Consider the following 13,242-nt stretch of genomic DNA (forward strand, 5'->3'; position numbering starts at 1 on the left):
ATTTTGACTTTTTTTTAATTCACACCAATCCCATAGTTATTTCAGGTCATTTGTCAGGATTTCTCATAAATCCGGCGATTAGCTTCTACCGACCTTTGCAGATCCACCATAGGATAGGGATAATCCACCCCCAAACGCATCCCAAACCTGATCTGTTCTTGATTAGATAAACGCCAGGGAGAGTGAACCTTACCATGAGGAATAGACGCTAATTCTGGTAGCCAATGTTTCACATAATCCCCCATCGGGTCATAATCCTGGGACTGTTTAGCTATATTAAAATAGCGAAATCCCCTGCCATCATTACCCACCCCCGCCGTATAATTCCAATTACCCCAATTACTACAGACATCATAATCAATCAGGAGAGACTCAAACCACTCCGCCCCCATTTGCCAATTTATGCCCAAATTCTTAGTTAAAAAACTCGCCACATTTTGCCGTCCTCGATTAGACATAAACCCCGTAGCAGCCAACTCTCGCATATTCGCATCTACCAGGGGAAACCCCGTCAGTCCATCACACCAACTCTGGAACTGTTGCCAATTTTCTCCCCAGGGAATTTTGACACCCTGTAAACCCGATTTATAGAACACCTTACGCCCATGTTTCAGACAAATAAACCGGAAATAATCCCGCCATAATAATTCAAAAACCAGCCAATAAGTGGAATCATTTTTAACTCGTTGTTGTTCATAATCGCACACCTGTTGATAAATCCATCGAGGAGATAGACAACCATTAGCTAACCAGGGAGAAAATTTCGACGAATAATCAGAGCCTAACATCCCATTACGAGTTTGTTTATAGTTTTTGAGACAATCTCGCTGCCAAAAATAATCATTTAATCTGGTTAAACCCGCCGTTTCTCCACCGACAAAATCCAAGACAGCCCGGCTATCAAAGGGTAATTTTGTGATACCAAGTTCCGCCAAAGTTGGGATTTCTCCTGGTTCAATATCTGGGAATGTCGGTAATTGCTTAGGGGGGGTATATGGCGGGTAAATAATTGATTTTTTCTCGACCTGTTTACGGAAGTTGGTAAAAAGTTCCGGTAGTTTTTCAATGGGAAAGGGTAATTCTTTGGGATGATATAATGTGGCTCCCCAGAAAGATTTTACCTCAACTCCCAGGGGGGTTAAGGCTTTCTCTAATGCCCTTTCTACTGCTAATTCTTCGGTGGTAACTTCTTTATGGTAATAAACCGCATCAATATTTAATTGTTTAACCAGGTCAAATATAACCGTTTCTGGCTCACCTATTCTTACTAATAAGTTACTACCAATTTTTTGCAAATTATGGCGTAAATCCGCGACACTTTCTAACAGAAATTTACCCCGAAATCCCCCCATTTTCGGGAAACCAAAGGAAGTTTTGGCAAACTGTCTGGGGTCGAAACAGTAGAGGGGGATAATTTGCGCTTGAGTGGAGGTAGCCAAATCTAGGGGTTCATGGTCATGTAACCGCAGATCATGCCGATACCATAGGATGATTTTTTGAGGATTAGCAGCCATTTAATTGCTAGTTAAAAGTTGACATTTTCTCCTATTATACATCATCCTAAAGCCGTTGGAGATTTACTTAGAGGCGCGATTTTTTTTAAGGCACTTTTTCAATAACTCAGGCAGGTGATAGGGACTAGAAGCCACGGGGATTTTAGCTTTTTCAAATACGGAAATTTTACTCTGAGCCGTCCCTGGGTGAAGGTCTTGGGTAAATCTGGAAGTGATAATTGTACTAGCATGACTAATCAATTGAGCTTTAGGAGTATGGAGACCGGTAATATAAGCTACCACGGGTTTATCAATAGTTTCGGCAATATAAGAGGCTGCTTCTTCTTCACTAGAGCCGCCAACTTCTCCCACCAAAACAATGGCATCTGTATGGTCATCTTCATCTAAAATCTGGAGCCATTGAATAAAGGAGGAACCGACAATTAAATCACTACCAATACAGACACTAATAGACTGCCCCAATTTGGCATCAGTCAAGGCTTGAGCGACTTCATAAGTGAGGGTGCTACTGCGACTAATTAAGCCAATAGAACCGGGGGTATAAAATTGAGGAGGATGGGTTCCCAATAATAGTTTACCGGGGACAATAATACCAGGACAATTAGGACCGACAACTAAAGTTTCGGTGGCTTCCGCCTTTCTGACCAAACGCACCATATCGAGGGGTGGCATTCCTTCAGTAACAATTACAAGCTGTCTAATTCCGGCATCAATAGCCTCTAATGCCGCATCAAGAACGTCATAAGGGTGAACCAAAATGACGCTAGTATCTACAGGTCCTACGGCGGCTTGAGCCTGTTCTACTAGGTCAAAAAATGGGATTTCATGGATGATATCCCCACCTCTTCCGGCGCTGACACAGGCGACGATATTAGTGCTATATGCTTTCATATTGAGGGCTGCCTTTAGGGAAGGTTCAGAATCCCTCAACCCCTGAATAATGACTTTACTATCTGGAGTTAAATTCATATTTTTTCAAGCTATAATTAATCAGAAACCATGCAGCTATGTCCGGGCGGGTTCAGTAAACAGCCTCTATCTACAGGAGATTATTTCTGAACCCTTACCTACCGAGATAAAGCGACGGTTCGTTTAACCGCATCATCGAAATTTGCCACAATTTCCACAGGTAAATCAGCAAATTTAGCTAGGTGACTCTCTGGTTCAGTGACTTGCAAACGTAGGACAAAATGCGGGAGAGTATTGCTCTGATTTTGGCGCTGTAAAAAGTTGGCGATCGCCTCAGCCAGTTGATCAGTAGTAGTCTGGTGTCCCAGCCAGTTAATCATCACGACTTTAATGCGATCGGATGCCATGACCAATGTTAGTCCCTCATAGAAATTCTGCAACAGTGTTTCGGTCAGGTCAAAATGATCTTCTCCTCCCAAGTTGAAGAAATTAGCAGGTTTTCCCTTAGTTGCTATAATCTGATCTAGGGTAGTCATAGTTAAAGCAGCCCCATTGCAGATGATACCAATATTGCCATCAAGTTCGACAAAATTGGGTTGATTAGTGGGTAAATCCGTTGGCTCAATTGCGCTAGTATCTGAACATTGTTCATTAACCAACAGAACTAAATCCGGGTGTCTCTCCAAAGCCTGATTATTAGCGACCACCTTCCCATCAAGAGCCATTAACTCGCCCGTGGAACTAATCCCCAGGGGGTTAATTTCCACCAAATCTAAGTCTTTCTCGACAAATAGCCGATACATTTTCTCCAAAATGTTACTGACAGATAGGACATGGTGTTCTTGTAATCCCATTTTCACCGTCAGACGGCGAGCATAAAAAGGGGAAAATTCCTGATCTACGACGACCTTTTGAATATGGAACATGGTAGCCTCAACGTTAACTCCCCCCTGCACAGACCCCAATAATAGGGGGCGGCGAGTCACCGGATCAAGAATCACCGCCAGATATACTTCTTGATCGGCATCATATTTAGCTTCAGCCAGTAGGACTTGGGGATATTCATCTTGAATAGCCAGATTAAAAATACATTGAGCCGCAGCCACTGCATCAATGGTATTTTCCACAAACTTGATACCACCAGCTTTTCCCCGTCCCCCAGCCCGAACTTGGGATTTGAGAACCACAGGATAGGGGATGGTTAATCCTTTGAGGTCATGAGCAAAATCAATTCTCTGGGAAGGCAATACGGGAATTGCCATCTGACGAAATAGGGTTTTAGCTTGGTACTCTAGCAAATCCATGGGTGGTTCCTCATTGATGGTTTAGGGTTCCTTGATGAACCGTCTTCACCCATTTCAGGCGTTTGGGACGCACACTGATCCGGGCCGTGGCACTGGCAACGACAATGAACCAATGAAACATATACACGGTACCACGCAGGGTTTGGAACAATGTCGTCATGTAGGAAAGTGGGGGATAATATTTGCCTAATGACTCGGTAGCCGCTTGGCGATCGCCATCTGTGGTTAAGTTATCAGGTGAATTAGTTTTCTGGGATGGCATATTTCCACGGCTAACAGTACGCCGCAAGCCGATAAACATTCCGATCAGCGACAGACTAACTGCTAATAGAGTCAGGGGGCTGGTAATGGGGGGGCGACGGAGAATCAATGACATGAATAAATCGGGAATGGCAGCCATGGGTAAGATGTACTGGGTAATCAAAAACCCGAATAAATCAAAGGTTTTGCCAACTCCCATACGGTTAGCGATGATGAATTTCCCATAGTCGAGATATCTTTGATATCCTCCCTCAGCCCAACGGTTCCGCTGATGCCAGAGGGCGACCCAATTGGTAACTCCTTCTTCAAAGACGACGGAAGTATCCAGAAATTCGATATCCCAATGGTCTAAGTGCAGACGAATGGTTAAATCCAGATCATCAGTAATGGTTTCTTCACACCATCCGCCACAGCTTTCGAGGGCGGCGCGACGAATAAACTCCCCATTTCCCCGCAGTTCCCCAATACCGCCCACAGCTACTCGCTGTTTCTGGAAAAAGGCATCTAAAGCCATCTCTGAGGCTTGACAACGGGTTAAAAAGTTGAAGTTGCTATTGGCGATCGCCTTTTGGAGTTGAACGGCTCCCACTTGTTCCGCCTGAAATTTGGGAATCACCTGTTGTAGCAGATCTGAGTCCACAGTAGCATCGGCATCAAAAACCCCTAGTATTTTACCACGGGTGAGGGGTAGGGCTTGATTGAGTGCGCCCGATTTGCCACCAGTGGCGTTTTCGTCTCGGTGCAGAATGTGCAGTTGTTGATACTCTTTGGCTAATTCCTGGAGAACTATGGGAGTGCGATCGCTACTATTATCATCAATCACCCACAGTTCATAGCAATGGCTAGGATAGTTGAGATTGCAGAGATTCTTGACTAAATTGGCAATCACAGCCTCTTCATTTTTAGCAGCCACCAGTAGGGAGACAAAGGGCAATTCTTCTGGCCTATGTTCCGGGTTAATATCTAACCCACGGTGGCCAGCCCACACAATGCGGATAGCTTGAATTACTAATAACCCCGTTAATCCCAGAATTAACCAATATCCCCAGGAAATCAAGTGCCCGATAATCATCAGACTCCAAATCAGGCTTAGGGCGATCGCTGCTTTGCCTCGCCGATTCTGATAACATTCTGGGGGGATATTAAGTTTATTAGCTTGCTCAGGTTTCTGGGGTTGAGACCCCCCCCATCCCCGCCGACGGGAAAGAAGACGAAAACGCCTAATCCCCGGAGGGAATCTATAATTTTGACTATTGGAGTCTGTAACTCCCGAATCACGATGGTTATGGTGCATATCAAATAACTCCGTTGCACCTCTACTGGTTTGATGTTGACGCTGACGGTTCAGCCAAGATTTCTCTGGCATTGATAAATTTGACTTCAATTGTTCTCTATCATTGTGCAGTATTTCACCTTTTTGCAGCCATTGATCCAAGAATTTGCTCCCCACGGAATAATTGCCAGACCAGGTGGTTGGCCCGATGGGGTGGGACAACGCTCATAACCAATTCCCCTTAACCTCTACCCCCTTAACCTCTATACCGAGTTTCCCAGAACCGCTAAGATGGAGTGATACAATGAGCAGGAATTTAATTGTCATGTACCCCGCTCTAAAGAGACGGGGCTTGAATAAGCTCAAGCCATAGAGCAAGTTCAGGTTAAACACGAGGACTAGACTACGCCACAAGGCAAACTGAACGACTTAGCGCGTGGCAGCGCAACCAACACTAGAGACACTTCTCTAATCCCTAGTCCCTTGAGTCGTCAGCGTCGAAGAGATGTACATTAACGGCTTACCGCCATGCAATCTGTACCAGTTGTCGATATAAATCAGCGTCCACTAATGCCCACGACCTTGAACCGAGCAATTCGGTGGAACAAGTCAGGCAAAGCAACCTTGTTCTACAAGAAAGGCGTACTGTGTGCCCGTCTGAATGTAGAGCCATCATCACGATTCACTCAACCTCTTGCGGTTGGGATGGCTCCAGGTTCAAAGCGTGAAGGCTTTACGGTGAAGTCAAGAACGAGAACCTATCTCAATATCCAGGCTCATGCAGTGGATTGGGTCAAGAATGCCGTCGAAGCGAAGCGCAATGCTCGGAGAGCGCGAAGATACCGTAATACTCCTTGCCGGAAGAATTGCCCAAATCGTAAGCGAGGCGGAATCCCACCTAGCACGAAAGCGCGATGGCAATGGAAATTACGAATCTGTCACTGGCTCACCAAGTTATTCCCGGTTACTGCCTTTGTTGTCGAAGACATCAAAGCGCGGACGTTCAAGAACTGTGGCCAGTGGAATGTTTTATTCAGTCCGATGGAAGTGGGCAAGAAGTGGTTCTACTCAGAGCTAGAGCGAATTGCAATTCTTCACACTCTGAAGGGACACGAAACCGCAGAACTTCGGAATCAGTTAGGACTCAAGAAATCAAAGCAGAAGCTTTCAGATAAGTTTTCTGCTCACTGTGTTGATAGTTGGGTCTTAGCAAACTGGTACACCGAAGGGCACGAGCAACCCGATAACAACGAACTGATGGTAGTGATTCCGCTCCGATTTCACCGTAGACAGTTGCATCGATTTCAACCCAGTAAAGGCGGAACTCGTTCACCTTATGGTGGGACGATTTCAGAAGGGTTTAAGCGAGGTGGAATCGCCAAGCATCCCAAATATGGCATTGTCTACATCGGCGGTGCGTCGAAAGGGCGAGTGAGTCTACATTCTCTGGAAACAGGTAAGCGATTGTGCCCAAACGCGAAGCCTTCAGATATCAAGTTCTTGTCATTCAATTCATGGAGATTTCAATATGCTGCAAGCTAGTAGGCGGCTAAAGCCGCACGAGTCACTTTTCCTCCCAGGTCTAAAGACACTGGGTTTCCAAGCTCCCGGAGGTTTCTGATGAGTGATTCGGCTGCTATTCTCAAAGACCTCAAACAGGCTGAAAAACGGGACTTGGTGGTTTATCTACCCTATTATGATGAAAAGAGACGGCGATATTTGCCTTGGTCTATGAGCCTCTACCAACACAAGAGTTTGGAGGGGGCACGGAAAATCGAGGGGGGTGAGGATATTCCTTTTGTGGCCACCTGGAATACTTCTATGCTTCCGGCTGACCTTACTCGATGTCGGGTGATGTTTGAGCATAATGCTGATCTAACTTATGAAGTGATGATGCCCAATTATGAGTTTATGAAGCACTTGATTCAGGTGGTCTACAGTTTCAAGCATCATCATGTGATTGATTTTTCCCAGGAATTTTATAAAAAATTGCTACACATGGAATGAAATAGATACACTCACGTTGACTGTGCGTTAAGCGTGTCAAAATTAAATCTGATTTGATAAGTTTAGGAGTTACTGGTGTGGCTAAACTCGTTAAGTATGTATTAATTGGATCAATTGAGCCTTCTAGTGGTAAGTCTGCTGTCACCCTCGGTTTAGTACCTCAGTTGCGGAATCTGGGGTTTGATATTGCTTACGGGAAACCTTTGGGAACTGATTTTGATGATGATTGTGATCATCAAGTTGATGCTGATTGTGACTTTATTGCTCAGACTTTGGGGCTTTCGGAAGTTTATATGCGATCGCCTATCTTAATGCTTGATCAGGTAACAATTGATAAACATCTATATCATCAAGACCTCAATTATTATCACCAGGCTTTGACTAACTATCGCCACGAAATGGCTGGGGATTTGGTTTTACTTGAGGGTCCGGGAACTTTGCAAGAGGGGAGTCTGTTTAATTTATCTGTACCCCGCATGGCTGAGGTTTTGGATGCGGCGGTTATGTTGGTGGTTCGTTGTCACTCCCATAGTCTCTTGGATGAGGTACTATCGGCGAAAGAACGTTTGGGCGATCGCTTAATCGCAATTGTGCTTAATGATGTCACCGACCAACAGGTTGCTAAGGTCGAAACTCAGATTAAGCCTTTTCTGGAAAATGCGGGGATTCCGGTTTTGGGTATCCTTCCTAGAAATGCGCTGCTTCGTAGTGTCACGGTGCGCGAGTTGGTGGCGCAGCTTGAAGCCCAGGTGGTTTGTGGTCACGAACGTTTGGATTTGATTGTGGAAACTCTCAGTGTGGGGGCGATGAATGTTAGTTCCGCCATGAAGTATTTTAGCCAATCACATAATATGGCGGTGGTGACAGGCGGCGATCGCACTGATATTCAAATGGCCGCTTTGGAACAGTCTACCCATTGCTTGATTCTCACCGGTCAACTTCCCCCAGCTCAAATTGTGATTACCCGCGCTGAAGAGTTGGAGATTCCCATTTTGTGTGTTGACCTCGATACTCTCACCACCGTGGAAAGCATCGATCGCGCTTTTGGTCGCGTCCGTATCCATGATCGGGTTAAGGTTGACTGTATGACCCAAATTATGGCGGAAAAATTCGATACTACCCGATTGCTCCAACTGCTTCAATAGCACACTATCCGGCGATCGTCCAGCCGTAACCCAGTCCCATGGCCCCTTTTTGAGCAACGATAACCACCCTCATACATTTTGCCAGTTCAAAAACTGTGTCCTAGGTTACGAAACATTAAATTTTTCGGGAGGCGATCGCTGATTCTCCGTTGAATAGAGATATAATAATAGAGGAGGCAGGATTAAACCATAAACTTGACATCAAAACCGCTTATCATGAACAAAGATTTTAGAAAAGAAGTCAACCAGCTATCCCAAACCCATCGCGCTAACATCCAAAAACGTCTGGAATATAGACTTGAGGTAGCTAGAGCCAAGGGAGATGAAAATTTAGTCCGAATGCTTGAAGCTGAAATGCGCCAAATGTAGCAACCTTGAACCCCTGAATGGATCATCAAAATCCCTCTCTGGCCCCCTCTCACTCTGGGAGAGAGCCGGGAGAGGGTTTCCGCTATCTGATCAAAAACTTCCATTAGTTCTGGAAAGTACGATTAGCTGCATCTTTTATAACCTCTTCCATCCAAGCATTAATGCTTTTTCCCGCAGAAGCCGCCGCCAGAAAAATTTTTCGGTGTAGATCCGGTGTCGTCCGAAACGGCAATTTTCCAGAGAAAGGCTTATCAGGTTTTTCCCCTAACTCTTCGCAAAACTCCAGATAATCATCAACCGAGTCACGAAAGGCTTGACTCGCTTCCTCAACAGTTTTTCCCTGAAAAGTAATCGTATCCCTAATATCCAAGACGCGACCAAACAGGATGCCGTTTTCTATATCAACTTCAATTTGACCACTGTAACCCTTATATGTCAGCATATTTCCCTCAGTTCTTGACCGTCTAAATGGTAAAATTAAGTTTCTAGGATAATCTGTAGAATTCTGTGGCACGATCCGGCAATGGCTGGACTGGTTAGTATATTTTGGAGTCACTTTGGGTAGGGGTAACATTGCTCGTTACCCCCTTTCTAATAGATATCTTAGTCAGACATGGGGGCAACTCCCGCGTTTTCTAAAAATTCCCGGACGCTTTTAACAGCACCCTTACCCATCTCTTTTTCCGGGTGTGGTTCGTGAAAAACAGCTTTGACACCGTTCAAGGCCACCCGTACCCGAGATCCTCTCCCTTCGCGGGCGATCGCGCCCAGCGCTATAAACAGACTTTCAACATCAGTCCAGACAATATCTGACCGAACCGGGTTTGTGTAAATTGCCTTAAAAGTGCGACGATGTTTCCCATTTAACCCACCTACCACTTGGAGTTCTCGATATTGATTAGTCTTTGGAGGAAGTGTCTGCATTATCACCGATGTTGATAACAGTTAATTGATATCATTAACTGATATCAGTTGTCAAGGGGTACGCTGAGAAAACCGCAAAACCACCATTCCCCATTGACGAAAAAAGCCCGGTACGCAATGGATCGGGCTTTTGTGAATTATTTGGGGCTACCTATGCAGGCTACCTATACAGAATCGGATCAGCCATTCATCATGGTTTTGAGCAGGCTTAAACCCCGTTTAACTCGCCGAGAGACTGTAACCGCACTAATTCCCAATTTTTCCGCTGTTTCTTTTTGGGTGAGGTCATAGAGAAACACAAACTCTAAAACTTTGCGAGTCCCGTCTTCTAAATGTCCCAGTGCTTGCTGGAGACGAATTTGATCTTCTTGGGCTAGTTGGAAACTGCGGTAACGAGTATCTGGAACTAAATCACCAAGGCTGGTTGATCCTTCTTCTTCGTCCTGAATGGGGGCGTCTAAACTCAACAGAGATCTATTTTGGGAAGCAAGTTTAACCTGGTTCCATTCCTCTACAGAAATTTCTAGGGCTGAGGCTATTTCCGCATCGGTCGGCTTGCGTCCCAACTTGACTTGTAAATCTTGAATACATGGGGTGGCTTTACGCAGTAGAGTTAGCCACTGACGGGGAACTCGGACGGAGGGACTCTTATCACGCAAATAGTGCTGAATTTCCCCGCGAATGTAGGGAATAGCAAAGGAGCTAAAGGCATGACCTTTAGACATATCAAACCTTTCTATGGCTCTAATCAAGCCAATACAGCCCACCTGTAACAAATCATCATAGCTTTCCGTACATTGGTTGAGCCAGTGGTGGACTTCTTTACGGACCAATCCAATGTTGATTTGGACAAGTTGATTACGGACACTGTTAGACGGGGAGTGCTGGTACTCGCGCAGCAACTCCAGGCTTTCAGATTTGAGTTGGTTACTAACTGTGGTCTGCATGGCGAGATCCTGAATTAGGTTAAAGCAGGGGTTATGGTTGGGCTGTATTGATTATAACCCAGTTAGAACTAAATGGCAAGCGAAAACTGTTTTCAATGTCGCAGTTTTCAGAAACCAAATACTAGCGATTGATCTGGCTTGACTTACGCAGAAGCGATCGCCATAGCCACAGCATAGACAATGAAAACTCATGCTAATGTTCTATTTGATAGGGCAGTCTAAATCCAAATGGGAAAAATTGCAAGTTCTGCCCCGCAGTCTTAGACTAGGTAGGTAGGTTTTTGGCAGATTCATTCCCCTTCGACTAAGGCCCTATATTCATCAGCAGATAGGGCATCATCAAGGTCTGATTCATCGCCTATGCGGACTTTCAGCAGCCAGCCTTCTCCATAGGGGTCATCGGCTAATTCTTCCGGTGCTTCTACGATCGCATCATTACGTTCCACAACTGTACCACTAACGGGAGCCTTGAGTTCCTCAACGGCTTTGACCGATTCCACATTACCAAAGGTTTCGCCTTTCTCTAAGGCATCATTGACATCGGGCAATTCTAAGAACACAATATCACCTAATTGGTCAACGGCGAAGGCGCTAATACCAATGGTAGCAATTTCGCCATCAAGACGCACATACTCGTGGCTATCTAAATATTTGAGGTCGTCGGGAAATTCCATGGTCATTTATGGTCCTCATCATCTATGAATAATGCCAAAATCAAAAAATGGGTTATTGGAGACTTTTCTCTGCGCCGGATAGTTACTTCAATCTTGGCGATTTATATAATAGTGGGTGTTTGGGCATATTTTAAAAGCGATCGCCTGATTTTTTTGCCTCGTCCCCCCAGTTATGAGAAAACCCAGGATCTCACTTTCCTGACGACCGCTGACGGAGTACCCATTGCTGCTTTGTATCTTCCCAATCCCACCGCTAAGTATACCATTCTCTACAGCCACGGTAATGCTGAAGATTTGGGGGATATTCGGTCTCGCCTGGAAAATCTACGGGATATCGGTTTTTCTGTATTCGCCTATGACTATCCCGGTTATGGGCTTAGTGGCGCCACACCCTCGGTGGCGGGCGCTTATCAAGCCATAGAAGCCGCTTATTACCATCTTACCCAAGTTTTACAGGTTCCCCCTGAGCGTATTATTGTCTACGGGCGATCGGTCGGTAGTGGTCCCTCAACCCACCTGGCGGCGCGGGAATTAGTGGGGGGGTTGGTGATTGAAAGTGGTTTTATTAGTACATTCCGGGTGGTAACGCGGATTCCTATTTTTCCTTTTGACCGTTTCCCCAATTTGGCTAATCTTCAAAATGTCGAGGTTCCGGTTTTGATTATACATGGCGATCGCGATCGGGTGATTCCCTTTGACCACGGACAGAGGCTTTATTATGGTTTTGACGGTCCGAGAATGTCTCTCTGGGTTGAGGGGGCTGGTCATAATGATTTGCTGGAGGTCGCTGGCGATCGCTATGGGTCAACCTTGCTCAAATTTGCCGAAATGTTATCCAAAAAATCAGATAATTAATTTGGGGAGATTTGATTTATAATTCAGATGGTCAGTTTTCAATCCTTTTCCAGGTGCATTTACCGCTTCATTAACCTACAGAAGGAGTGTTGAACCATGAGTAAATGGCGGCGGATTGGAATAGGATTATTATTTTTAGGGGTTGTTTCTCTGCTGACTATTAGCCATAGTGTGGCGGTAGCCAGAGAGTCGATTTGGCAAAGGTATCGGGATGAAAGCAGTAGCCAGACACAAGCAGATCAGAGGTCAATCGCCCGCGTCTGTATTGTCGCTGATCCGACTGATACTCCCCTGAATGTTCGGGCTACCCCTCGTGGTAGAATTATTGGTAGTCTGCCGGATGGTGTTGAGGTGGAAGTGTGGGAACGATCGCCTGATGGTAAGTGGGTTTATATCTATACCCCTGTCATGGAAGGATATGTTTGGGAAAATTACCTAAAATGCTAGTTTCCAGATAATCCCTAACAGGTAAGGGCAACTATTTATGGTTGCCCGCCTGAATAGTTACCTTAATCTATAATTGATCACAACTTCCCAGGCTGGCTGTGTCTTACTGGCTGTCTGGGTCGGTCTGGCTTTGGAAATAGATCTAAACTATGGAAAATCCCTCATCTCCAATAATCCCACCAGCGTGGATAGCTGGTATCATTTGGATGTTCGCAGGTATGGGTTTATTAGCGATCGGTGCAATTCTATGGTTTCACCTGCCCTATCTGCTATTCTTAGATGAATGGCACGCTTTATGGGCGATGGTTTCCCTGACTATCGGATTATTTACGGGTCAAGTCCTGTTCGATCGCCTAGTTGACTGGATCAGAGAACCTCAAACCGATACGCTCCATCCTATTTTAGCACGATTTGGATGGATTACCTTAGCTATTCTGTCCGTGGCGATCGCGATCGGTTTCACCATGAAATTAATAGGGTGGGGAAACGCCATGATTGGTTTGCTTAACCTCAGCTTTGGCATAGCTTTTCTGTGGAGTAGTCGTCAATTTTGGCGATTTGATACCACTAATAATTAATCCTAAAAATCCCGACAAAATTGATAGATAAATTC

The 13,242-nt window shown here is 45.2% G+C and carries 15 protein-coding genes; 7 read left to right on the forward strand and 8 right to left on the reverse strand.

What is annotated here, in order from left to right; genetic code table 11:
• Positions 1 to 53: 53 nt before the first annotated feature.
• The 4 genes from XZ46_RS04245 to XZ46_RS04260 form a co-directional block, all read right to left on the reverse strand.
• The gene (locus XZ46_RS04245) at positions 54 to 1,514 is read right to left on the reverse strand and encodes a DASH family cryptochrome (RefSeq protein ID WP_006621409.1); all 1,461 of its coding nucleotides are present in this window, start codon (positions 1,512 to 1,514) and stop codon (positions 54 to 56) included.
• Between the two features lie 63 nt (positions 1,515 to 1,577).
• Positions 1,578 to 2,483 (reverse strand): succinate--CoA ligase subunit alpha, encoded by a 906-nt coding sequence (locus XZ46_RS04250; protein WP_006669086.1) that lies wholly within the window; start codon positions 2,481 to 2,483, stop codon positions 1,578 to 1,580.
• Between the two features lie 98 nt (positions 2,484 to 2,581).
• Complete coding sequence (locus XZ46_RS04255) at positions 2,582 to 3,727, reverse strand: ATP-grasp domain-containing protein (protein WP_008057300.1); 1,146 nt, start codon at positions 3,725 to 3,727, stop codon at positions 2,582 to 2,584.
• 10 nt (positions 3,728 to 3,737) lie between these two features.
• Complete coding sequence (locus XZ46_RS04260) at positions 3,738 to 5,354, reverse strand: glycosyltransferase family 2 protein (protein WP_228116480.1); 1,617 nt, start codon at positions 5,352 to 5,354, stop codon at positions 3,738 to 3,740.
• Positions 5,355 to 5,789: 435 nt separating this feature from the next.
• Between XZ46_RS04260 and XZ46_RS04265 the strand changes: the two genes are divergently transcribed.
• The 4 genes from XZ46_RS04265 (at position 5,790) to pirA (ending at position 8,782) form a co-directional block, all read left to right on the forward strand.
• Positions 5,790 to 6,803 carry an RRXRR domain-containing protein gene (locus XZ46_RS04265; RefSeq protein WP_006621405.1) on the forward strand — a complete coding sequence of 338 codons (1,014 nt, stop codon included), beginning with the start codon at positions 5,790 to 5,792 and terminating at the stop codon, positions 6,801 to 6,803.
• Between the two features lie 78 nt (positions 6,804 to 6,881).
• Complete coding sequence (gene ebsA / locus XZ46_RS04270) at positions 6,882 to 7,268, forward strand: type IV pilus biogenesis protein EbsA (RefSeq protein ID WP_006621404.1); 387 nt, start codon at positions 6,882 to 6,884, stop codon at positions 7,266 to 7,268.
• A 77-nt stretch (positions 7,269 to 7,345) separates the two neighbouring features.
• Positions 7,346 to 8,413, forward strand: a complete 1,068-nt coding sequence (locus XZ46_RS04275) for a phosphotransacetylase family protein (protein ID WP_035758720.1) — start codon at positions 7,346 to 7,348, stop codon at positions 8,411 to 8,413.
• Positions 8,414 to 8,629: 216 nt separating this feature from the next.
• Positions 8,630 to 8,782 (forward strand): arginine synthesis PII-interacting regulator PirA, encoded by a 153-nt coding sequence (gene pirA / locus XZ46_RS35200; protein WP_006669082.1) that lies wholly within the window; start codon positions 8,630 to 8,632, stop codon positions 8,780 to 8,782.
• 103 nt (positions 8,783 to 8,885) lie between these two features.
• On the opposite strand, the gene XZ46_RS04280 is transcribed toward pirA, so the two are convergent.
• From XZ46_RS04280 to gcvH, 4 genes are all read right to left on the reverse strand, one after another.
• A complete protein-coding gene (locus XZ46_RS04280; RefSeq protein WP_006621401.1) occupies positions 8,886 to 9,224 on the reverse strand; it encodes a type II toxin-antitoxin system HicB family antitoxin in 339 nt (112 codons plus the stop codon).
• 161 nt (positions 9,225 to 9,385) lie between these two features.
• Positions 9,386 to 9,706: a type II toxin-antitoxin system HicA family toxin gene (locus XZ46_RS04285; protein WP_006621400.1), complete on the reverse strand. Its 321-nt coding sequence runs from the start codon at positions 9,704 to 9,706 to the stop codon at positions 9,386 to 9,388.
• Positions 9,707 to 9,885: 179 nt separating this feature from the next.
• Positions 9,886 to 10,653 carry an RNA polymerase sigma factor SigF gene (locus XZ46_RS04290; protein WP_006621399.1) on the reverse strand — a complete coding sequence of 256 codons (768 nt, stop codon included), beginning with the start codon at positions 10,651 to 10,653 and terminating at the stop codon, positions 9,886 to 9,888.
• A 290-nt stretch (positions 10,654 to 10,943) separates the two neighbouring features.
• Entirely contained in the window at positions 10,944 to 11,333 is a 390-nt protein-coding gene (gcvH, locus tag XZ46_RS04295) for a glycine cleavage system protein GcvH (protein WP_006621397.1), read from the reverse strand.
• A gap of 18 nt (positions 11,334 to 11,351) precedes the next feature.
• On the opposite strand from gcvH, the gene XZ46_RS04300 reads away from it, so the two are divergent.
• From XZ46_RS04300 to XZ46_RS04310, 3 genes are all read left to right on the forward strand, one after another.
• The gene (locus XZ46_RS04300; protein ID WP_008057290.1) at positions 11,352 to 12,182 is read left to right on the forward strand and encodes an alpha/beta hydrolase; all 831 of its coding nucleotides are present in this window, start codon (positions 11,352 to 11,354) and stop codon (positions 12,180 to 12,182) included.
• Between the two features lie 96 nt (positions 12,183 to 12,278).
• Positions 12,279 to 12,629, forward strand: a complete 351-nt coding sequence (locus XZ46_RS04305) for an SH3 domain-containing protein (protein ID WP_006621395.1) — start codon at positions 12,279 to 12,281, stop codon at positions 12,627 to 12,629.
• A 206-nt stretch (positions 12,630 to 12,835) separates the two neighbouring features.
• Positions 12,836 to 13,207: a hypothetical protein gene (locus XZ46_RS04310; RefSeq protein WP_008057286.1), complete on the forward strand. Its 372-nt coding sequence runs from the start codon at positions 12,836 to 12,838 to the stop codon at positions 13,205 to 13,207.
• The last annotated feature ends 35 nt before the right edge of the window (positions 13,208 to 13,242 follow it).

Source organism: Limnospira indica PCC 8005, assembly GCF_000973065.1.
Classification (GTDB): Bacteria; Cyanobacteriota; Cyanobacteriia; order Cyanobacteriales; family Microcoleaceae; genus Limnospira; species Limnospira fusiformis.